The organism is Roseobacter sp. AzwK-3b, assembly GCF_000170875.1.
Lineage (GTDB): Bacteria > Pseudomonadota > Alphaproteobacteria > Rhodobacterales > Rhodobacteraceae > Roseovarius > Roseovarius litoreus.
In genome coordinates this window covers 127,595-149,348 of the sequence record NZ_ABCR01000005.1, presented here as the reverse complement: position 1 = coordinate 149,348, position 21,754 = coordinate 127,595, and the positions used below count along the sequence as shown (strand labels likewise).

Genomic DNA, 21,754 nt, shown 5'->3' with positions numbered 1-21,754 from the left:
GCGGCCATGTCTGACACAATCACCGACCGCTGCGAGGCCAAGGGCCTGCGCATGACCGACCAACGCCGGATCATCGCCTCGGTGCTCGAAGATTCCGACGATCACCCCGATGTCGAGGAACTTTATGCCCGCGCCTCGGGCCGCGATCCAAGGATTTCCATCGCCACGGTCTATCGCACCGTCAAGCTCTTCGAAGAGGCGGGCATTCTCGACAAACTGGAATTCGGCGACGGGCGCGCGCGCTACGAAGACGCCGAGCGCGAACATCACGACCACCTGATCGACATGCACTCGGGCGAGGTGATCGAATTCGTCGATCCCGAGATCGAGGCGCTGCAGGAAAAGATCGCCCGCAAACTGGGCTATACGCTCAAGGGTCACCGGCTGGAACTTTACGGCGTGCCGCTGAAAAAGGACTGATCCACGCCCCTTGTCTTGCCCCTTCGGCAGGCGTAGGCAGTCCCGACACCACCCTATCCCGAGGCATCCCGATGGAAAACCTGCGCGGCAGCGCGCTTATGGTGCTGGCCATGGCCGGTTTCGCGCTGGAAGACATGTTCATCAAGCGCCTGGCCGATGATCTGCCGGTGGGTCAGATCCTGATGCTGCTCGGCGCGGGCGGTGCGGTGATCTTCGGGCTGGCGGCGCTGTCGCGCGGCCATGCCCTTCTGTCGCGCGATCTGCTGACATGGCCCGTGATGCTGCGCAATCTGGGCGAGTTGATCGGCACGATCGGCTTTGTCACCGCCATTGCCCTCACACCGCTCTCCTCGGCCTCGGCGATCCTGCAGGCCACGCCGCTTGCGGTGACGCTTGGTGCGGCACTTTTCCTGCGCGAACAGGTGGGCTGGCGCCGCTGGAGCGCGATCCTCGTGGGCTTTGCCGGCGTGCTGATGGTGATCCGCCCTGGCCTGTCCGGCTTCGAGCCCGCCTCGCTTTTCGCGGTGCAGGCGGTGTTCGGCCTTGCCATGCGCGATCTGGCGACCCGTGCGGTGCCCCACACCGTCACCTCCATGCAACTGTCCAGCTACGGCTTTGCCACCATCGTCCCCGCCGGAGCACTCCTGCTGTGGCTGTCGGGCGGCGCGGTCAGCCCCAGTGCCGCCAACTGGCGCGACATCGCCTTGGCGCTGGTGCTGGGAGTGGCTGCCTATTACGCCATCGTCGCCGCCATGCGCGTGGGCGAAGTCAGCTTCGTGACCCCCTTCCGCTACACCCGCCTGATCTTCGCTCTGGTGATCGCCGTGCTGATCTTCGACGAACAGCCCGATGCGCTGACCCTCATGGGCGCCGCGATCATCATCGCGTCGGGGCTCTACACGCTACTGCGTGAACGCAGGCTCCGGCGCAAGGCCCAACGACAAGCCCGGCACAACGCGGCGATGCGTTAGCCCTATCAGCGTTGTATTCCCCGGCAGAGTTGCTATGCCAGCCCCGACACACCGGTTCTAGCCTTGAGGGACATCCATGAGCATCATCATCGACATTCACGCCCGCGAAATCCTTGACAGCCGGGGCAATCCCACCGTCGAGGTGGACGTGATCCTGGAAGACGGCACCATGGGCCGCGCCGCCGTGCCCTCGGGCGCATCGACCGGCGCGCATGAGGCGGTCGAGCGTCGCGACGGCGACAGCGCACGTTACATGGGCAAGGGCGTGCTCGAAGCCTGCGCCGCCGTCAACGGCGAGATCGCCGAGGAACTGGTGGGCATGGACGCCACCGAACAGGTCGGCATCGACCTGACGATGATCGAAATGGACGGCACCCCCAACAAGGCCCGCCTTGGCGCCAACGCCATCTTGGGCGTGTCGCTCGCCGTGGCCAAGGCAGCCGCCGATTTCACCTCTCAGCCGCTCTACCGCTATGTCGGCGGCACGTCGGCGCGGATGCTGCCCGTGCCCATGATGAACATCATCAATGGCGGCGAACATGCCGACAACCCCATCGACATTCAGGAATTCATGATCATGCCGGTCAGCGCGGGCAACATCCGCGACGCCGTGCGCATGGGCGCCGAAGTGTTCCACACCCTCAAGAAGGAACTGACCGCCAAGGGCCTGTCCACCGGCCTTGGCGACGAAGGCGGCTTCGCGCCCGAGCTTGGCTCGACGCGCGAGGCTCTGGACCTCATACTCGCCTCCATCGAAAAGGCGGGCTACACACCGGGCGAGGATATCCACCTTGCCCTCGATTGCGCCGCGACCGAGTATTTCAAGAACGGCAAATACGAGTTTTCGGGCGAAGGTCTCAGCCTCAGCAGCGCCGAGAATGTCGAGTATCTCAAGGCGCTCTGCGCCGATTATCCGATCATCTCGATCGAGGACGGCATGTCCGAGGATGACTGGGACGGCTGGAAGATGCTGACCGACGCCATCGGCGACAAGGTGCAACTGGTGGGCGACGATCTGTTCGTGACCAACCCCGCCCGTCTGGCCGAAGGCATTTCGCGTGGTGCCGCCAATTCCATGCTGGTCAAGGTCAACCAGATCGGCACCCTCACGGAAACCCTGCGCGCCGTGGACATGGCGCATCGCGCCCGCATGACCAACGTGATGTCGCACCGCTCGGGCGAAACCGAGGACGCCACCATCGCCGATCTGGCCGTCGCCACGAATTGCGGGCAGATCAAGACCGGCAGCCTTGCGCGCTCGGACCGGCTGGCCAAGTACAACCAGCTGATCCGCATCGAGGAATCGCTCGGCGACACCGCAGAATACGCGGGCCGCTCGATCCTGCGCTGATCCGCGCGCCAACACCCCGCGCCTTGACACGTATCAAGTCACGGCGCGGGCGTCCCTGCTAAACCCGAAGGGCCATCAACGGGCCGGACTGGCCCGCTTCAAGGAGTTTGAGCAATGGACGCATTGATGAAAGTTTTCCTGACCCTCACCGCAGCCCTGTTTCTTGCCGCCTGCGTCAATGAGGATCGCTACCCCGTCTCCGGCGAAGAATGCACCGCCGAAGACCCGGTCAAGCAGATCGACAGCTCCATGGTCGATTGCGTGCCGGCCAGCGGAATGTGAGAGACATAATGATGACCGCCGACGAGATCATAGCCAAGCTGAACCTGGCCCCGCATCCCGAAGGCGGTCATTACCGGCAGACATGGGCCGCCGACAGCATGATGGGCCGCCCCAATGACCGCCCCACCGCCACCTGCATCTATTTCCTGTTGCGCGACACTGAGGCCAGCCATTGGCACCGCGTCGATGCCGCCGAGCTTTGGCTCTATCATGCGGGCGCGCCGCTGATCCTGTCGCTGGCGGCCACCGATACCGGCCCCGCCCGCGATCACATCCTCGGCCCCGATCTGGCCTCGGGCGCACAGCCGCAGTTGATCGTGCCCGACGGCCATTGGCAGATGGCCCGCAGCACCGGCGACTGGACACTGGTCAGCTGCGTGGTGTCTCCGGGCTTCACCTTCGACGGCTTTACCCTCGCAGCCCCCGGCTTCGACATCCCCCGCACTGACCCGACGGCGTGACGCCCCACCGGCTCATTTCAGGATCGACAGCAGGTTGGCGTAATCATCGGTCCACAGCCGCCCGCCATCGCTGCCAAGGCTCTGCCATCTGGGATCATCCGCCAAATCGCCCAGATCCGCGCCATCACGCGCCATGATCACCACTTTCGAGGGTGAATCTCCGGGGTCGCTGGCGGCATTGCCGGCGTAGTCCTGAAGACGCGCCACCAGTCCCTGCGCCTCGGCACTGCGGCCAAGCGGGCGCTCGATCTCGTAATAGCGATTAGAGATGTGGAAAACCAGCACACCCCCTGCCGCCAATCGGTCCATATAGAGCGCGATCGCCTCGTCGGTGGTCAGATGCACCGGCACCGAATCCGAGCTGTAGGCGTCGATCACCAAGATATCATAGCGATGCTCCGTCTGATCTTCGAGCACGATGCGCGCATCGCCCAGATGCGTCGGCGCCTCCGGCGCGCAGTCCGAAACGAACCGGAACAGATGCGGCATACGGGCCACCATGTCCACCATCGGGTCGATCTCGTAGAACTGCCAGTCCTGATGCGGCTGCCGGTAACAGGCCAATGAGCCGACCCCCAGACCGACAATACCCACGCTCTGCGCCTGCTGACCCCGCTTCGAGGTCATGACCTGCGCCATCGGCCCATTGCGATGATAATAGAACAGCGGCTCGGGCGTCACGCTCCGCGCGTCATCCGACAGGCGCTGCGCGCCATGCACCGTCGTGCCGTTGCCATAGATGCGCATGCCATCCTCATTGGCGACGATATGCGTGCCGAAAAAGCTGCGGTCGCGGAACTGCGCCGTATCCGGCCAGACCGACAACGCCGCGATCAGCAGCGTCACCGCAGCACCAAACCCCGCCACCCGGTCCTGTCCCAGCCACAAAAGCGCGATCAGCCCCGGCACCGCCAGGAGCGCCAGAAGGATCGTCACACCCTCGATCCCCAACACCGCCCACGCCGCCAGCGCCGGCACCGCCGCAAGGCCCGCCACCGCCGCGCCGCGTAGCAACGCACCCGGCACCTGCGCAATGCGCTCGCGGACACCCAGCATCAGCAAGCGTGCCACCAGAAGCGTGGCAACACCTTCATAAAGCCCCGAAAACAGCACCGGCCCGATGATCGAATTGAACAAGCCCCCAAGCGCCCCGCCCACCGACATGGTCAGGTAGAACGCGGTCAGATGCGCGCTCGCGGGCCGCGCCTCATAGAGTTTGCGATGCGCATAAAGTGCAACAAGGAAAAACCCCACGATCAGGACGGCCACACTCAGCCAGCTCAGATGCTTGCCCGATGTTCCCCCCAACAGCACCAGCATCACGATCAGCACCACCGTCATGCCCGTCTCGGCATGGGGCAGCGCCCGCCACGTCCGGTTCGAGAAGGTGACGACGAAACTCAGCAGATAAAGCGACAGCGGCACGACCCACACCAACGGCACCGATCCCACATCCAGACTGACCTTGGATGTGACCGCCAGCATCAACGACGAGGGCACGAATGCCAGCAGCGCCCACCAGACGATATCGCCCGCCTTGGGCCGGTCCGCTGCGGCTTGGGCCGCCCTGACGGGCCGCGCCACCGCGCCGCCCTCACGCGCCTGCAGCCCGCTGGCCAGAAGAAACGCGCCAAGCGCCACAAAGCCGCAAGCCCAGCCCAGACCGATGCTGGCCGCCCCCAGAAACGGCGCTGCCAGCAGCGGAAAACCCAGCAAGGCGGTCAGCGATCCAAGGTTGCTCGCGCCATAAAGAAAATAGGGGTCGGATGCCGATGGCCCGCCCGATCGCGCATACCAGAACTGGATCAGCGGCGCATTGGCCGAAAGCGCAAAGAACGGCAGCCCCACCCCTGCCGCGAAAAGCAGGAGCGTCTGCCACGCCACCGCGCCTGCCGGATCGAACTGCCAGTCCTGCGGAACGGTCAGCGGCAAAAACAGAAGCGCCGCGGCCCAGACCCCCAGATGCACGATCAGCTGCGCCCGCACCGAAAGATGCCGCGTCAGCAGATGGGCATAGAGATAGCCCGCGATCAGAACCAGCTGGAAAAACAGCATCGCGGTCGTCCAGACCGCGGGCGAGCCTCCGATCCTCGGAAGCACGATCTTGGTGAACAAGGGCTGCACGAAAAACAGCAAGGACGCCGACAAGAAGATCGTGGCCGTGAACAAGACAGGCGCAAGCGCGCGGCTTTGCGACACTGCGGAGATGGGGGACGACTGCATGGGACTGCCTCAACACAAGATTACCTTGCGGGACACAACCACATCTAAACGGAAAAAATGAGGCAGCCTTGGCCCCATTACCGTCAGATTTGGAAACCTACCCGGCGCCACGCCCGCTCCCCCGTCCGGGCAATCCCGGCGGTCACGAAACAATCACGCCGAGGTGTAACCAAACCGGCGGCCCTTGCGTGTCTGCGCCTGCCCCTGGCGGGCCGGGCGTTACCCCCCGGCGCAGCCGCGCACGAATTCCACCAGCGCGCGGGTCGATCCGTCCTTTTCCTCGGCGGAGGCCTCGCCGGTCAGGATCGGCTCCAACTCTCCCGCCAGCACCTTGCCCAGTTCGACCCCCCATTGATCGAACGAGTTGATCCCAAGGATCACCCCTTCGACAAACACCCGATGCTCGTATAGCGCGATGACCTGCCCCAAACGCCGCGGCGTCAGCCGGTCATAGATCAAGGTGGTCGAGGGCCGGTTGCCCGGAAACACCCGGTGTCGCGCCTGCCGCTCCAGCGCGTCGCCTGTCAGACCGGCTGCGGCCATCATCTCGCGGGCCTGCTCCAGCGATCGACCCACCATCAGCGCCTCGGACTGCGCCAGGCAATTGGCCACCAGAAGGCGGTGATGATGCGCAAGCTCGGGCTCGTGCCCGGTTGCCGCGACCATGAACTCGCACGGCACCACTTGCGTGCCCTGATGGATCAGCTGATAGAACGCGTGCTGTCCGTTGGTCCCCGGCTCTCCCCAGACGATCGGGCCGCATGGCCCCTGCAGATCGTCGCCCGCCATCGTCACGCGCTTGCCGTTCGATTCCATCTCGAGCTGTTGCAGATAGGCCGGCAGCCGCGCCAGACGCTGATCATAGGGCAGCACCGCGCGTGTCGGATAGCCGCAGACCTGATGATGCCAAAGCCCCGTCAGCGCCAGCATGACCGGCATGTTTTCAGACATCGGAGCTTTGCAGAAATGCGCGTCCATATCGGCACCCCCGCTCAGGAATGCCCGAAAATCTGCAGGACCTACCGCGATCAAGAGCGGCAAACCGATCGGCCCCCAGAGCGAATAGCGCCCACCGACCCAATCGGCAAAGCCAAAGACCCGCTCGGGCGCGATGCCGAACTCCGCCGTGCGATCCAGCGCGCTCGAGACAGCGACGAACTGCTCTGCAGGCGCGTCCACCGCACCCGCCATCCAGTCGCGGGCGGTGCGCGCATTGGTCATCGTCTCAATGGTGGTGAAGGTTTTCGAGGCCACGATCACCAGCGTCCTGCCCGGATCAAGCCCGCGCAGCGTATCATGGATATCGGCGCCATCGACATTCGACACGAAATGACAGCGCGGCCCGTCGTGATAGGGCGCCAGCGCCCGTGTCGCCATGTCAGGTCCCAGATGCGAGCCACCGATCCCGATATTGACCACATCGGTGATCGCCCCGCCCTGCCCCTTGATGCGACCCGCGCGCAGATCCTCGGCAAAACGCTCCATCCGCGCGAGCGTCTCCAGAACCTCCGGCATCACGTCGCGCCCCTCGACCAGAACGGGCTTGGCTTCCAGATTGCGCAGGGCGCTATGCAGCACGGCGCGGCCTTCGGTTTCGTTGATCGCCTGCCCCGCAAACATCGCATCGCGCCGCGCGGCCACCTGCCGCGTCTCCGCCAGATCGATCAGGCCCGCGCGCACCGCATCGGTGATCCGCGTCTTGGAATAATCCAGCAGCATCCCGTCATGGCGCAGCGAAAACGCCTCGGCCCGTCCCGCATCTTGGGCAAAGAGCGTGACGATATCCTGCGCGTTCAGCGCCTCGGCCAATGCCTTCAGCCTGTCATACATGCCGATTCACCCCTCATACGGCCCAATGCACCACCATATCCTCGAGCACCGCGCGCACCGGCGCCTGCAGCGCCGTGCTGCTTTGCGCCCGGTCCAAAGCCGTGCGCTTGGCATTGCCGGTGATGACCAAATGCTTGCTCAGCGCCCCATCCAGCACCCGCGCCGAAAGGCTCACCCTCGGCTCCGGCAGGCCCGACGCGCGCATCGCCACCAGAACCGGCGCATCATGGGCCAGCGCCGCCTCCAGATTGTCCGCCCCCGGAAAAAGCGAGGCGGTGTGCATATCCTCGCCCATCCCCAGCAACAGCACCGAGATCGGCAGCCGCGGGACGATATTGGCCTCCAGTTCCGCCAGCACCTCTTCTGGCGTGTCGGCCTTGGCGTAAAGCGGCAGGAAACGCGCCTCGGCCGCGCGCCCCACCAAAAGACGCTCGCGGATCAGACGGGTGTTCGAGCGCACATGCACCTCCGGCACCCACCGCTCGTCGCTCAGCATCACATCCACCCGGCTCCAGTCCAGCCGCACATCGCAAAGCGCATCGAAAATCGGCCCCGGCGTCGTGCCGCCCGGCACCACGAACAGCGCCCGCTCCTCATGCTCCAGCGTCGCGGTCAAATCCCCCACCAGCCGGTTGGCCACGTCGATCACCAGCATCTCCTGATCGGCATAGTCCTGAAATATCATGGCTTTATCTCCCTCCAGCGGCGCCCGTCGCGATGCATCAGCATCAGCGAATCATCCGGCCCCGCGCTTCCCGAAGCATAGGGCTGCGGCGCCTCGCTCCGCTCCTCCCAACCTTCGATAATCGGATCGGTCCAGGCCCAGGCCGCCTCGACCTCATCGCCGCGCATGAACAGCGTCTGGTTGCCCCGGATCACATCCATGATTAACCGCTCATAGGCATCGGGGAAATCCGCGCTGTCCGGTCCAAGCGCCTCGGCAAAGGTCATGTCCAGCGGCACATCGATCAGACGCATCCCCCCCGGCCCCGGCTCCTTGATGGTCACGCCCAACTCGATCCCCTCATTGGGTTGCAGCTTGATCGTCAGAATATTGCGATGCCGCCCGGCCCCGGCGCCGAAAATCGAATGCGGCGCCTCCTTGAAGACCACCGCGATCTCGCTGGCGCGGTCCTTCAGGCGCTTGCCCGTGCGCAGATAGAACGGCGTGCCCGCCCATCGCCAGTTCGAGATATGCGCCTTGAGCGCCACGAAACTTTCCGTCCGGCTGTCGGGATTTTCGACCTGGGTGCAGTAATCGGGCTTGTCGCCCTCGGCCTGATACTGGCCGCGCACCACATTGTCCGGCGCCACCGGATCCAGCGCACGGATCACTTTCAGCTTCTCGTCGCGCACCGCGTCCGGGTCGAACTTGGCGGGCGGCTCCATCGCGATCAGGCACAGAAGCTGCATCAGGTGATTTTGCATCATGTCGCGCATCGCACCCGCGCGGTCATAGTAATCGCCGCGCCCTCCGACACCCACGCTTTCAGCCACGGTGATCTGGATGTGATCGACATACTGGCTGTTCCACAATGGCTCGAACAGCATGTTGCCAAAGCGCACCGCCATCAGGTTCTGGACGGTCTCCTTGCCCAGATAATGATCGATGCGGTAAATCTGATGCTCCTGAAAATGCTGCGCCAGACCTCGGTTCAACGCCCGCGCACTGGCCAGATCGCGGCCAAAGGGCTTTTCCACCACGATCCGGCTGTCGTGATCGGCCATGCCGTAATCATGCAGCCTCTGAGCCAGATCACCGAACAGGCCCGGCCCGACCGAGAAATAGAACGCCCGGATGCGCCCGGCACTCACCTCGCCCGCCAGCTTGTCCCAGCCCGCCGTCCCCTTGGCATCCAGCGCGACATAGCTCAGCCGCCCCAGAAACTCCTCCAGCGCGGCGCTGTCACTGGCCGCCTGCGGGTCGAACTCCTCGATCGCCGCGCGCACGAAGCCGCGATAGGCCTCCGCGTCCATATCCGAGCGTGCCGCCCCGATCACCCTCGAGCTGTCGCCCATCTGCCCGGCCTGAAACCTGCGGAACAGCGCTGGCAAGATCTTGCGCCGTGCCAGATCGCCCGTGCCGCCGAAGACCACAAGATCGAACGGATCGACCGGGATGACGCGCGATACCATTGGACCCCTCCTGCCGCTCTGCGGCCAGTCGATGTTAGCGTTAACAGGCACCGTTTAACTCCCGAACCAATCAAAGTCTACCACGCACACCCACGTTCACAATGGCGTCAAAGCGGGTGCGCCCGGTTTCTTTCGTGCCCACACTGGGTTAGCACTCTGCGCGAACAAGGTAACGGATCGAATACATGATGGACGTCAGTCTCCCGCAGGCCAATTCCGGCAAGTTTCAGGACCCCGCGCGCACCGCCGACGGCCAGACCCGTGCAAGCGTGCCTCTCTCTCGGCCAGAAACGCTCTGGTTCAACACCGGCACGCTGTGCAACATCACCTGCGCCAATTGTTACATTGAAAGCTCGCCCACCAATGACCGGCTGGTCTATATCACCGCCGACGAGGTGCTCGACTACCTCGATCAGATCACCGAACGCGGCTGGCCGATCCGGGAAATCGGCTTCACCGGCGGCGAGCCGTTCATGAACCCCGAGATGATCTCGATGACCCGCGCGTGCCTCGAACGCGGCTACGAGGTGCTGATCCTCACCAACGCCATGCGCCCGATGATGCGCAAAAGCGTCAAGGCCGGGCTGCTGGATCTGGCAAAGACATGGCGCGACACGCTCACCTTGCGCATCTCGGTCGATCACTGGTCCGAGGTGCGTCACGATGAAGAGCGCGGCAAGGATGCCTTCAAGCGCACCATCGAGGGCATGTGCTGGCTGCGCGATGCGGGCATTCGCATGGCGGTCGCGGGCCGCACCGTCTGGGGCGAAACCGACGCGGCCTCGCGCGCGGGCTACGCCGCACTTTACAAGACGCATGGCTTCGACATCGACGCCCATGACCCCGCCCAGACCGTGCTTTTCCCCGAAATGGACGACAGCGTCGAAGTGCCCGAAATCACCACCGCCTGCTGGGATATCCTCGGCAAAACACCCGACAGCGTGATGTGCGCCTCCTCGCGCATGGTGGTCAAGCGGCGGGGTGCTGCAAAACCCGCAGTGCTGGCCTGCACGCTTCTGCCCTATGCGCCCGAATTCGAGCTGGGCGCCACCCTGGCCGAGGCCGAGCGCGACGTGGCGCTCAACCATCCGCATTGCGCCAAGTTCTGCGTCCTGGGCGGCGCCAGCTGTTCGGGATGATCGCGCCATCATATGGCATCTGCCGTGGACAGGCCATCTTGCCGCCCCCGGCATACCGCCCCATATAGGCAGCATGATCCGTTTCACGCCCATCCTGCTGGCCATTCTCTACGCGGTCGTCATGTACCGGTTCTCGGTCTGGCGCACCCGGCGTGAACTTGACGCGCGCTCGACGGAACTGGCCGATCCGCGCCTCAAGCAGATGACCGACAGGCTGGCCAACGCCCTCGATGTGCCGCGCATCCGGGTCCATATCTACGAGATCGATCCGGTCAATGGCCTTGCCGCCCCGGACGGGCGCATCTTCATCACCCGCGGCTTCTATCGCAAATTCCAGAATGGCGAGGTCAGCGCCGAAGAGCTAGCCTCGGTCATCGCGCATGAGCTGGGCCATGTGGCGCTTGGTCATACGCGCCGCCGGATGATCGACTTTTCGGGTCAGAACGCCCTGCGCACGGCGATGGCGATGATCTTGTCGAAGTTTCTGCCCGGTATCGGCGTCTGGATCGCCAACGGGCTGACCACGCTTCTGGCCGCGCGCCTTTCGCGCGGCGATGAATACGAGGCCGACGCCTATGCCGCCGCCCTGCTCACCAAGGCCCAGATCGGCACCGAGGCGCAGAAATCGCTGTTTCGCAAGCTCGAAGCCCTGACCGAAGCCCGCGCCGGCGCGGTGCCTGCATGGCTGATGAGCCACCCCAAGACCGAAGAGCGCATCACGGCGATCGAAAAACTCGAAGCGAAATGGGCGATCGAGGGCTGAGCCCGTACCGCCCGCGCCCGTCTTGGATTTTTCGCAGAAAAATCTCCCCACCCCAAAATCCAGATTTTTCGCAGAAAAATCTCAGCCCGCCGCAACCGCTTTCGCCAAACGCGGCAGGCGCGCTTTTTTCAGCAGCGCGCGCATCTCCCATGTCCTGCCCGAGAGCCGGTTGGCCTCGGCCAGAACCTCATCGGCCACCGCTTGCACCAGATCGGGTTGCGCCTGCCAGATGCCGTGCAGGAAACTGTCCGGATCGGCGCGGCTGATGCCCTCGTCGGCCAGCACGTTGCGCGGAAAATCCTTGACGTTCAGCGTCACGATCACATCCGCCGATCCCGCAACCGCCGCCGCCAGAACATGAATATCCGCCGCATCCGGCAGCCAGAGCCGCGCCTCCAGTGACATCGGATAGCTGACTTCGGCCTCGGGCCAGTGTGCCGACAGCATCGCCGCCTCGGCGCGCGCCTGTGCTGCCCCATGGATCCCGAGTTTTTCCGCCGCGCGCAGCCATTCGCCAACGATCCGCCCGGACCAGAGCGGCGTATAGACGCCCCGCGCCGCAACCCCCAGAAGCATCTGGCGCATCACCGTGGGATAGATCACGCAGGTATCCAGTACGACCTTCATCACAGCCGGAAGAACAACGCCTTGAGGTAGCCCGATTCCGCCAGTTGCGGATGCAGCGGATGATCCGGCCCCGCAAATCCGGTATGCACAAGCTGCCCCTCGCGTCCCGCCCGCCCGATGCCGCGCACGCAAGCCCCCCGGAACTTGCCCAGATCTGCCGCGTGCGAGCATGAGCACAGCCCCAGAAACCCGCCCTCTTCAACCAGCACCGCCGCCATCCGCGCGACGCGCTCATAGGCGCGCAATCCCGCCTCCAATGCCTTTTTCGACGGCGCGAACGCGGGCGGATCACAGATCACCACGTCAAATCGCGCGCCCTCCTCGGCCAGGGCCGCCAGCACATCGAACGCATCGCCCCGGCGCGTGGCAAACCGCGCCTCAAGCCCGCTCCGGCGCGCGCCCTCTTCCGCCAGCGTCAGCGCCGGAGCCGAGCCATCGACCGCCAGCGCGCTGGCCGCCCCGCCTGCAAGCGCCGCGAGCGCAAAGCCCCCCACATGCGAAAACACATCGAGCACCTTCGCCCCCCGGCTCAACCCCGCGGCAAAGGCATGGTTCGGACGCTGATCGAAGAACAGCCCGGTTTTCTGCCCGCCCTCCAGATCGGCCATGTAGAGCGCCCCGTTCATCGGCACCGCCACCGGCGCACCGGGCGCCGTGCCGATCTCGACCCGGCTCACATCGTCGAGGCCCTCAAGCCCCCTCGCCCGTCCGCCCGCATTCTTCAGAACGGTGCTGACGCCGGTCACCTCGGTCAGCGCCGCCACCAGCGCCGGCAGATGCACATCCGCCCATGCCGCATTGGGCTGGATCACCGCGATATCGCCGAATCGGTCGATCACCACCCCCGGCAGACCATCCGCCTCGGCATGAACCAGCCGGTAGAACGGCGCATCATAAAGCCGCTCGCGCAAGGCCAGCGCCCGCACCAGCCGCGCGCGCAGCCAGCCCTCGTCGATCCGGGCGCGACTGTCGCGATCCAGCACCCGCGCCATGATCCGCGAGCCGGGATTCACCGCGACCAGCGCCAGGGGCGTGCGCTCGGCATCCTCCAGCACCGCGATCGTGCCCGGCGCCAGCGACCGGCTGCGCCGGTCGGTCACCAGCTCATTGTCATAGATCCAGGGAAATCCGTGCCTCACGGCACGGGTGGCCTGCGCCTTGGGTTTCAGGCGCACAACAGGATAAGGGGACAGCGTCATGCTGTCCCCATAAGCCCTTTGCGCGTCCTGGAAAAGATCAGAGTTGGCCGCTCAGGCCACCCAACCTCAGATTGGCCGCCACATAGCCGTCCGGACCGCTCAGTTCCTGACGGATCACATTGGCCAGATGATCGGTGATGCGCACTTTCTGGGTCTGGCCGATGCGGTCCGCCTCGATCGCGGCCTGCCCGCCAAAGCCCCGCAGATTCGCCTTGATCAGTTCCGGCTTGCCGACAAGCGCACCGGTCTCGGCATGGCGCAGCTGCATGACGAAGTGCAACCCGTGCATGCCCCCCACGGTATAGCGCGCCTTTTCGGTCAGCGCATGAAAACGCGCCACCTCGACCTCGACCACCACGGGAAGATGCCCCGGGGTCATCGTCGCCGTTCCGCGCTGCAGCGCCTCTTCGAAAATCGCCTTCACCTGGTCATGACGGTTGCCCGGCGGATCGCCACGCCACACGATGTCACCCGCCGGCAGATAGGCATTGGCCTCGGACACCCTGAGCGTTTCAGGGACCGAAACCCTGATGTCGCGCACATCGACAGCGACCGCAGGCGCCTCGAGGCCACCCACATCCAAAGGCGCGTTCCGCGTCGCCGTTTCAATCGAGGCACATCCCGAGACAGTCAGTCCCAGCAGAAGCACCGAAATCATACGAATTGCTACCATTTCTTCCTCCTGAGCGATTTCCGCCCTGTGTTATCGAGGAAGAAGATGACCGGGAATTAGGGCTGAAATTCGTCAGGTCTGGCGTTTTTACGTGATGAAATGGCGGCGCAATCGGCCAATCGGGCCAGAAAATGCCCTCAAAACGCCGCGCTGTGGCGCCCTCTTTGCCCGGCAAAACCCAGCTTGCCGCAGCACTCAGGCCTGTGGGTCGCGGTCGCGCGCGCGCCAGCCGCCGCGCCGCCGCGCCGGCCCCGCTGAGGCAAGCCCGTCTTGCAGCACACGCGTCATCGGATGCTCCGGCGCATCCTGCCCGTAGCGCTCCAGCATCGCGCCGATCGCCTTGGCCTGATCGGTGTCATGCGGCAGCGACAGCGCCCAATCCAGAAAGATCGAGCGGCATTCCGGCGGCCCGATCCCGTCGATATGGTATGCCTCCCGGATGAGGCCCTTGTGGTCCATCGGATCGCGCTTCATCTCACTTCTCCCCTGACGCTTGGGTCAGCGCCCTGTCGATGACCTGCGCTGCCTCGTGTGCGGCAGCCTCCAGATCGGCCTGCAAATCGGCCAGCGTCTCGTGGCCGGTTTCTCGCAGCACGAAAGCCGTGCCGCCCTCACCGATCCTGCCCGGATCAAGCGGGCGGTCGCTCAGCAGCTTGGACGCCTGCAACACGCGCCAGAAAAGCCCGTATGCCCGCAAAAGCGCATGGTCGCCCGCGTCATCCAGCCAGCCGATCGCGACACCGGCGGCCACCCCCGCCGCGACGCTGCGCTGCGTTTCGCCAGCCATCAGGCTGCCCGCCTGCGCGATCAGCTCGATCTCCTGCAGGCGCCCCGACCCCAGCTTGGGATCCCACGGCCCCTCGGGCCGCTTGGCATCGGCGACCCGGGCGCGCATCGCCGCGGCCTCCCGGATCACACCTTCCACCTTGCCCTTTTCGGCCAGAAGCGCCGCGCGGAACCCCTCGACATCCTCGGTCAGATCCTTCGGCCCCGCGATCACCCGCGCACGGGTCAGCGCCAGATGCTCCCAGACCCAGGCTTCGGTCTGCTGATAATCGCGAAACGCGCTCCAACCCGTCGCCACCGGCCCCTGATTGCCCGAGGGGCGCAGCCGCATGTCCACCTCGTAAAGCTTGCCTTCCGCCATCGGCGCGGTCAGCGCGGTAATCATCGCCTGCGTCAGCCGCGCATAATAAGTCCGTGTCGCCAGCGGCCTGCGCCCCTCCGAGCCTTCGACCCCGTCCGCATCATAGATCACGATCAGATCCAGATCGGATTCGGCATTCAGCCGCTCGGCGCCAAGCGATCCCATCCCCAGCACCACGGCGCCGCGCCCCGGCCAATCGCCGTGCTTTTGCGCGAACTGCGCCCGCACGACAGGCCAGAGCGCCCCGATCACGGCCCCCGCCAGATCGGCATAGTGCAGCCCCGCCGCATCCGCATCCACCAGCCCCCGCAGATGGTGCACGCCCACCCGGAAATGCCATTCCTTCTTCCAGCGCCTTGCTGCATCCAGCTTGCGCTCGTAATCGTCCTCGGCCTGCAGGCGCGCCGTCAGATCCGCCTCCAGCGCCGCGCGCCCCGGCCATGCGGCAAAGAAATCCCCCGCGATTACTGCATCGAACACCCCCGCATGACGCGACAGATGCCCTGCCAGCTTGGGCGACGTGCCCGCAATATCCACCAGCAGATCGACAAGCTGCGGATTGGCCTCGAAGAGCGAAAACACCTGCACCCCCGCAGGCAGCCCCGCCAGAAACCCGTCGAAGGCCAGCAGCGCCTCTTGCGGATGGGCCGTCCGCGCCAGCCGTGCAAGGATATCCGGCTTCAGCCGTCCGAAGATCTCCCCCGCCCGCTGCGAACGCAGCGCCGGATAGGACGGCCAGCGCCCGATGATCTCGTCGTCGAACAGCGCATCGGCCTCCTGCGACACAGGCTCCGGGCCCTCGGGGGCGAAAAACCCCTCGATCAGCTCATGCACCTCGTTCAACCGCTCCAGCAATTCGGCCTGCAATCCGGGCGTGTCGCGCCCCATGAAGGCCGCCAGCCGGTCGAACTCGTCCTGCGACTGCGGCAGATCATGGGTCTGCGCATCGCGCAGCATCTGCAAGCGGTGTTCGACCTCGCGGTGAAAGCGGTAATGCGCAGTCAGCACATCGGCCGCGTCCTCCGGCACCCAGCCCTTTTCAGCCAGCCTCGCCAGCCCCTCGACCGTGCCGCGCACCCTCAGATCCGGATCACGCCCGCCGGCAATGATCTGGCGGGTCTGGGTAAAGAACTCGATCTCTCGGATGCCGCCGCGCCCCAGCTTCATGTTGTGCCCCGGCAAGGTCAGTCGCCCGCCAAGCCCCTTATGCTCGCGGATGCGCAGCCGCATGTTATGCGCGTCCTCGATCGCGGCGAAATCCAGATGCTTGCGCCACACGAAAGGCCGCAGCACCTCGAGAAACCGCGCTCCCGCCTCAAGATCGCCCGCGCAGGGCCGCGCCTTGATATAGGCCGCGCGCTCCCATGTGCGCCCCAGACTTTCATAATAGGTCTCGGCGGCGGCCATCGCCATGCAGACCGGAGTCACACTCGGATCGGGACGCAGCCGCAGATCGGTGCGAAACACATAGCCCTCGGCGGTGCGGTCGTTCAGCATCGCCGCCATCTTGCGCGTGGCCCTCACGAACGAAGCGCGCGCCTCGTGGTAGTCGCCTTCGGAAAACCCCGTCTCATCGAACAGGCAGATCAGGTCGATATCCGAGCTGTAATTCAGCTCCCCCGCCCCCATCTTGCCCATCGCCAGCGCCACCATGCCGCCCGCCACCTGCAGATCGTCCTCGGTCTTGCCGGGCAGCTTGCCGCGCCGGATTTCCGCCCCGACACAGGCTTTCATCGCCAGATCGCAGGCCAGATCGGCAAACTCCGTCAGCCGCCCCGTCACCTCCTCGAGCGGCCAGACACCAGCCAGATCGGCCAACCCGATCATCAGCGCCACCCGCCGCTTGCCCTGTCTCAACGCGCCGGCCAACAGGTCGGGCGCCGTGGCGCGCAAGCTGTCCTGCAGCGCATCCAGCGCCGCCTCCGGCGCCTCCAGCGCCCTGGGCAGCCAGTCGCGCTCGGCCTCGGCCAGTGACTTCAGATACGGGCTGCACCCCGCCGCCCCCTCGACCAGATCGGCCAGCGGGGCCGACAGCCCCGGAAACAGCGCGCGCGCCTCGGCCCCCTGTTCGGGGTCATGGGCGCGGGGAAGGCGGGTGATGCGAGCGGCGAAATCCATGCCTCAGTGATACAACCCCGCCGCACCGGGTCAATGGGGTGTCACCTGCGGATGTCGTGGGGCTGGCAATTCGGCGCACGCCTTGGAATAGTGCGCCGAAAAACGGGACCATCCACATGAGCAAAAGCCTCAAACGCGTGACCCAAGCCCTGCTGGACGCCGGCTGCACCGCCCTGCCCGTCGAAGTGGGTCAGGCCACGACCGCGCAGATGGCCGCCGATCTGGTGGGCTGCGCGCTCGACCAGATCGCCAAATCCATCATCTTTCGTGGCGAGATGTCGGGCGAGGCGGTGCTCTTCATCACCGCCGGCGGCAATCAGGTCGAGGCCGACCGCGCCTCGACCCTTGCGGGCGAGCCTCTGGGCAAGGCCGATGCCGGGCTGATCCGGGCTCAGACCGGCTTCGCCATCGGCGGCGTATCGCCCGTGGGCCATCTGACACCGCCGCGCGCCTTTTTCGATCCGCGTCTCGACGAGTTCGAACAGGTCTGGGCCGCCGCCGGCACACCGCGCCATGTCTTCGGGATCGCCCCTGCCGAATTGCTGCGCATTTCGGGCGCGCAGCGCGCGGCCTTCACGACCGCTGCGGCACCATTCTAGACCGCCAGCGCCACACGGGCGATCAACGCCATCCCCGCCTTTCGCCACATCCCCACACGGCTTTCGGCGTCGCGGGTCTTCCGCAGGAGCACCCCACGCCTTATATCCCCGCCATCATGACCGAGTATTCCTGGCATATCCCCGACCCCGTCACACAGCCCGAGTTTTATCGGGATGTGCCCGTAAAGCGCCTGATCGCCTGGATCGTGGACACGATCCTGATCCTGTTGATCTGCCTTGCGATTCTGCCCTTCACCGCCTTCACCGGCCTGCTGTTCTTTCCGGCGCTGCTGCTGTTCGTCGGCTTTGGCTACCGCGTGGCGACCATCGCGCGCGGCTCGGCAACCTGGGGCATGCGGCTGGTGGCGATCGAATTTCGCAGAATGGACGGGCGCCGATTCGACCTGACACTCGCTTTCCTGCACACGCTTGGCCTAACATTCTCTTTCGCCCTGCCGTTTCTTCAGGTGATTTCCGTAGTGCTCATGCTGACCACAGCACGCGCTCAGGGCCTGACAGATCACGTGCTCGGCACGGTCGCCCTGAACCGTCGCGCCACGAATTGACAACTCGTCTTTACCCCCTTGGCGCAAGCTATCGGGCTTGATACCGTGCCGTTCGGAGGACCAAGGACAGACCATGCGCCATACGCTGCCGATAGCGCCCCAATTCTACGTGACGGCCCCGCAGCCCTGCCCCTATCTCGAGGGGCGGATGGAACGCAAATTGTTCACCGCACTGCAAGGCGAAGGCTCTCAGCGGCTCAATGACAGCCTGTCGAAACAGGGGTTTCGTCGCTCGCAGAACGTGCTCTACCGGCCCGCCTGTGCCGAATGCTCTGCCTGCCTCTCGGCGCGGGTGAATGTGGCCGATTTCTCCATGTCGCGCAGCCAGCGCCGCACATGGAATCGCAACACCCGGCTCGAACGCCGCGCCACCTCGCCCTGGGCCACCGAAGAACAATACAATCTCTTCCGCCGTTACCTCGAACACCGGCACGCCGATGGCGGCATGGCTGACATGGACACGTTCGAATTCGCCGCCATGATCGAGGAAACGCCGATCCGCACCCGTGTCGTGGAATATACCGACACCGAAACCGGCGATCTGGTGGCCGTCTGCCTGACCGACGTGCTCGATGACGGGGTCAGCATGGTCTATTCCTTCTACGACCCCGACCGCCCTCGTGACAGCTTGGGCACCTATCTCATCCTCGATCATATCGAGATTGCCCGCGAAAACGGCCTGCCCCATGTCTATCTCGGCTACTGGGTGCCCGGCAGCCCCAAGATGGGCTACAAGGCCGCCTTCACCGGGCTTGAAATCTATGTGAACGGCGCGTGGGAGCGGATGGGCACACCCGAGGATTACAGCGCGCAGCTGCACCCGCTCTCGAACGATCCGATCTCCGAGCAGGTGGCCAATATCTCGCTGCCCGACGGCAAGCCGCTGCGCGCCCGCTGATCGCTGCGGATCAGGCGCGCCGCCGCACCCCCGCCAGCACGGCGGCGAACCCCACCAGCAGAACCGCGACGCAGATCACCAGAAGCTGCTCGTATTTATGCGCCTCCGGCAGCAGCGCCGCCACCAGCGCGGTCTCGCGCGCGAAATAGGCCAGCGCCCCCAGCATTGCCGCCGCAAAAGCGGCCAGATACGCCCAAAGCGCCACATCCCGGCCCATCACCAGCCCGACCACCAGAACCGGCGTCAGGAACATGCTCGCCGTGCCGCTCACCGCGACCGCATCGAACAGCGTCTGGTTGCCCCACAGCGTCAGCACCGTGCCCAGCGCCATGAACACCACCATCGCCAGACGCCCCCCGGTCAGGCTGCGCGGGATCAACCGCAGCTCATCCACCACCAGCCGCGCCGCCGAGGCCAGTGCCGAATCAAGCGTGCTCAGCGCACTGATCAGCAGCGACACCAGCAGCGCGCCGAACACCCAAGGCGGGAACATGCCCGCCCATGTCCCCAGAAGCTCGCCCTCATAAGCAGCCCCCACCAGCCCCGCCTGCACCCCGAAAAGGCCAAAGGCGATGATGCAAAGCGACGAGATCCAGAACGCATGCAGGAACGAGGCCCGCGTCGTGGCCCGGTCCGCGATAAAGCCGCGATCCATCATCACCGGATCATGCGCCGGGTAGGAAAACACCTGCAAAAACGCCACCAGCAGCAGCACCTGCCCGTTCCACGCCCCCGCCGTGCCGGGTGCCGTCAGCACCGCGCCCAGATCGAACTCGGGACTGCTCAGCAGCGCCACAAAGGCCGCCGCGAACACCACCAGAAACACCACCATCTGCAGGACATCCGTGCGTAGCGACGCGCTCAAGCCCCCCCACGCGCTATAGGCCAGCCCCAGCACCGCCACCGCAAGGATCGCCAGCGTGTCGGCCCCCGCCGATGCGGGAAGCGCGGCGCCAAAGATCAGCCCCACCACCAGCAGGTTGGCAAAGACCTCAGACAAGAGCCGCAGCGCGATCACCAGATTGTAGCACCCGGTGCCCGCCGCCCCGAATCGCGCCTCCAGCCAGTCCTGCACCGACCCCGCGCCGCCCTCGCGCAAGCGGCCCACGATGAACCCGCCCGTCAGGAACGAGCCATAATAGGCCGCATAGGCCAGAACGCCCCAGATGCCATAGAAATAGCCAAGGATCGCGGCATTCATCAGCGACCGGGCGAAAATCCATGTGGTGACCTGACTGAGCACCAGGGTCCACAGCCCCGGCGCGCGCCCCTCGGCGCTCGCCCCTCCGAAAAACCCCTCGATCGTGGCGCGGCGCGGCGCCACCACGAGGCTGGCGAGTATAACACCGCCGAACACGGCGATCACTGTCAGTGTCTGCATGAAAACAGGCCCTTTGATCCTGATGTGTCACAGGGGTATCCCGCGCCCGCCGCCCGCGCCAGCCGCCGCAAGCTGCGAAAACGCAAACGTGAACCCCGGTGACGCGCGCACGCCTTACAGCGTGGCGTTCACCCCGCCGCCATCCAGCAGGATGTTCTGCCCGATGATGAACCCCGCATGCTGACTGCACAGGAACGCACAGGCCGCGCCGAACTCTTCCTTGGTGCCATAGCGCCCCACCGGCAGGGTGGCGCAGCGCTTGGCCTTTGCCTCATCCATCGACAGCCCCTCTCGCTCGGCCACGCCCCGGTCCAGCGCATCGGCCCGGTCCGTGGCATGGATGCCCGGCAACAGGTTGTTGATCGTGACCCCCTTGCCCGCCACCTGCCGCGCGGTGCCGGCCACATAGCCCGTTAGGCCCGCGCGCGCCGAATTCGACAGGCCCAGCACCGCAATGGGCGCCTTCACCGATTGCGAGGTGATGTTGACCACCCGGCCCCAGCCGCGCTCCATCATGCCCGGCACCAGCGCCTTGATCAGCGCGATGGGCGTCACCATGTTGGCATCGAGCGCCTTGATGAAATCCTCACGCTCCCAGTCGGTCCACATGCCCGGCGGTGGCCCCCCGGCGTTGTTCACCAGAATATCCGCGGCTCCCGCCGCCTCGATCACCTGCGCCTGACCCGCCTCGGTGGTCACATCGCAGGCCACCGTGGTGACCTGCACTCCGAAATCATCGCGGATCGCCTGGGCCGATGCCTCCAGCGCCTCGGCGCCGCGCGCATTCATCACCAGATCCACACCCGCCTCGGCCAGCGCCCTTGCACAGCCCAGCCCAAGCCCCTTCGACGATGCGCAGACCAGCGCGCGCTTGCCCTTCAGACCAAGATCCATGTCGATCCTCCCGATATAATGCCGTTGTTCTCCGGTCGACTGCATAGCACCGCGCGCCCCGCATTGACCAGCCGCA

Annotated in this window: 21 protein-coding genes; 10 read left to right on the top strand and 11 right to left on the bottom strand. The window is 65.4% G+C overall.

The window, feature by feature from the left end; all coding sequences use genetic code 11:
* The first annotated feature begins 6 nt into the window (after nt 1–6).
* From RAZWK3B_RS10650 to RAZWK3B_RS10635, 5 genes are all read left to right on the top strand, one after another.
* Nucleotides 7–420 carry a Fur family transcriptional regulator gene (locus tag RAZWK3B_RS10650; RefSeq protein ID WP_007814970.1) on the top strand — a complete coding sequence of 138 codons (414 nt, stop codon included), beginning with the start codon at nt 7–9 and terminating at the stop codon, nt 418–420.
* A 71-nt stretch (nt 421–491) separates the two neighbouring features.
* On the top strand, nt 492–1,391 hold the full coding sequence (locus RAZWK3B_RS10645; RefSeq protein WP_007814968.1) for a DMT family transporter: 900 nt from the start codon (nt 492–494) through the stop codon (nt 1,389–1,391).
* Between the two features lie 76 nt (nt 1,392–1,467).
* Nucleotides 1,468–2,742, top strand: coding sequence for a phosphopyruvate hydratase (gene eno / locus RAZWK3B_RS10640; RefSeq protein WP_007814967.1), 1,275 nt, complete (start codon nt 1,468–1,470; stop codon nt 2,740–2,742).
* Between the two features lie 114 nt (nt 2,743–2,856).
* On the top strand, nt 2,857–3,024 hold the full coding sequence (locus tag RAZWK3B_RS21450) for a hypothetical protein (RefSeq protein ID WP_007814963.1): 168 nt from the start codon (nt 2,857–2,859) through the stop codon (nt 3,022–3,024).
* Between the two features lie 11 nt (nt 3,025–3,035).
* Entirely contained in the window at nt 3,036–3,485 is a 450-nt protein-coding gene (locus tag RAZWK3B_RS10635; RefSeq protein WP_037295636.1) for a cupin domain-containing protein, read from the top strand.
* 12 nt (nt 3,486–3,497) lie between these two features.
* On the opposite strand, the gene RAZWK3B_RS10630 is transcribed toward RAZWK3B_RS10635, so the two are convergent.
* The 4 genes from RAZWK3B_RS10630 to zwf form a co-directional block, all read right to left on the bottom strand.
* On the bottom strand, nt 3,498–5,708 hold the full coding sequence (locus RAZWK3B_RS10630) for a spermidine synthase (RefSeq protein WP_007814959.1): 2,211 nt from the start codon (nt 5,706–5,708) through the stop codon (nt 3,498–3,500).
* A gap of 219 nt (nt 5,709–5,927) precedes the next feature.
* Nucleotides 5,928–7,538, bottom strand: a complete 1,611-nt coding sequence (gene pgi / locus RAZWK3B_RS10625) for a glucose-6-phosphate isomerase (protein ID WP_007814957.1) — start codon at nt 7,536–7,538, stop codon at nt 5,928–5,930.
* Between the two features lie 13 nt (nt 7,539–7,551).
* The gene (gene pgl / locus RAZWK3B_RS10620; protein ID WP_007814955.1) at nt 7,552–8,223 is read right to left on the bottom strand and encodes a 6-phosphogluconolactonase; all 672 of its coding nucleotides are present in this window, start codon (nt 8,221–8,223) and stop codon (nt 7,552–7,554) included.
* Nucleotides 8,220–9,674 carry a glucose-6-phosphate dehydrogenase gene (zwf, locus tag RAZWK3B_RS10615; RefSeq protein WP_007814953.1) on the bottom strand — a complete coding sequence of 485 codons (1,455 nt, stop codon included), beginning with the start codon at nt 9,672–9,674 and terminating at the stop codon, nt 8,220–8,222. Before zwf ends, pgl begins: the two co-directional genes overlap by 4 nt.
* Nucleotides 9,675–9,859: 185 nt before the next feature.
* On the opposite strand from zwf, the gene RAZWK3B_RS10610 reads away from it, so the two are divergent.
* Together RAZWK3B_RS10610 and RAZWK3B_RS10605 are read left to right on the top strand one after the other, a co-directional pair.
* Nucleotides 9,860–10,813: a radical SAM protein gene (locus RAZWK3B_RS10610; protein ID WP_007814951.1), complete on the top strand. Its 954-nt coding sequence runs from the start codon at nt 9,860–9,862 to the stop codon at nt 10,811–10,813.
* Nucleotides 10,814–10,886: 73 nt separating this feature from the next.
* Nucleotides 10,887–11,576 carry a M48 family metalloprotease gene (locus RAZWK3B_RS10605; protein WP_007814949.1) on the top strand — a complete coding sequence of 230 codons (690 nt, stop codon included), beginning with the start codon at nt 10,887–10,889 and terminating at the stop codon, nt 11,574–11,576.
* An 81-nt stretch (nt 11,577–11,657) separates the two neighbouring features.
* Here RAZWK3B_RS10605 and RAZWK3B_RS10600 read toward each other — a convergent pair whose 3' ends face one another.
* From RAZWK3B_RS10600 to glnE, 5 genes are all read right to left on the bottom strand, one after another.
* Nucleotides 11,658–12,203: an RSP_2648 family PIN domain-containing protein gene (locus tag RAZWK3B_RS10600; protein ID WP_007814948.1), complete on the bottom strand. Its 546-nt coding sequence runs from the start codon at nt 12,201–12,203 to the stop codon at nt 11,658–11,660.
* The gene (locus RAZWK3B_RS10595) at nt 12,203–13,402 is read right to left on the bottom strand and encodes an RSP_2647 family RNA methyltransferase (RefSeq protein ID WP_007814944.1); all 1,200 of its coding nucleotides are present in this window, start codon (nt 13,400–13,402) and stop codon (nt 12,203–12,205) included. Before RAZWK3B_RS10595 ends, RAZWK3B_RS10600 begins: the two co-directional genes overlap by 1 nt.
* A 37-nt stretch (nt 13,403–13,439) precedes the next feature.
* Nucleotides 13,440–14,075: a DUF6778 family protein gene (locus RAZWK3B_RS10590; RefSeq protein WP_037295591.1), complete on the bottom strand. Its 636-nt coding sequence runs from the start codon at nt 14,073–14,075 to the stop codon at nt 13,440–13,442.
* Between the two features lie 195 nt (nt 14,076–14,270).
* Nucleotides 14,271–14,549 (bottom strand): hypothetical protein, encoded by a 279-nt coding sequence (locus tag RAZWK3B_RS10585; protein ID WP_007814940.1) that lies wholly within the window; start codon nt 14,547–14,549, stop codon nt 14,271–14,273.
* A gap of 1 nt (nt 14,550) precedes the next feature.
* Nucleotides 14,551–17,340 carry a bifunctional [glutamate--ammonia ligase]-adenylyl-L-tyrosine phosphorylase/[glutamate--ammonia-ligase] adenylyltransferase gene (glnE, locus tag RAZWK3B_RS10580; protein ID WP_007814939.1) on the bottom strand — a complete coding sequence of 930 codons (2,790 nt, stop codon included), beginning with the start codon at nt 17,338–17,340 and terminating at the stop codon, nt 14,551–14,553.
* 116 nt (nt 17,341–17,456) lie between these two features.
* On the opposite strand from glnE, the gene RAZWK3B_RS10575 reads away from it, so the two are divergent.
* From RAZWK3B_RS10575 to RAZWK3B_RS10565, 3 genes are all read left to right on the top strand, one after another.
* Nucleotides 17,457–17,939 (top strand): YbaK/EbsC family protein, encoded by a 483-nt coding sequence (locus RAZWK3B_RS10575; protein ID WP_007814937.1) that lies wholly within the window; start codon nt 17,457–17,459, stop codon nt 17,937–17,939.
* Between the two features lie 116 nt (nt 17,940–18,055).
* Complete coding sequence (locus tag RAZWK3B_RS10570) at nt 18,056–18,505, top strand: RDD family protein (RefSeq protein ID WP_007814934.1); 450 nt, start codon at nt 18,056–18,058, stop codon at nt 18,503–18,505.
* Nucleotides 18,506–18,578: 73 nt separating this feature from the next.
* On the top strand, nt 18,579–19,403 hold the full coding sequence (locus tag RAZWK3B_RS10565; RefSeq protein ID WP_007814930.1) for an arginyltransferase: 825 nt from the start codon (nt 18,579–18,581) through the stop codon (nt 19,401–19,403).
* A 10-nt stretch (nt 19,404–19,413) separates the two neighbouring features.
* On the opposite strand, the gene RAZWK3B_RS10560 is transcribed toward RAZWK3B_RS10565, so the two are convergent.
* Both RAZWK3B_RS10560 and RAZWK3B_RS10555 read right to left on the bottom strand, forming a co-directional pair.
* On the bottom strand, nt 19,414–20,784 hold the full coding sequence (locus RAZWK3B_RS10560; protein WP_007814927.1) for an SLC5/6 family protein: 1,371 nt from the start codon (nt 20,782–20,784) through the stop codon (nt 19,414–19,416).
* Between the two features lie 114 nt (nt 20,785–20,898).
* Nucleotides 20,899–21,678: an SDR family oxidoreductase gene (locus RAZWK3B_RS10555; protein ID WP_007814926.1), complete on the bottom strand. Its 780-nt coding sequence runs from the start codon at nt 21,676–21,678 to the stop codon at nt 20,899–20,901.
* Nucleotides 21,679–21,754: the final 76 nt, after the last annotated feature.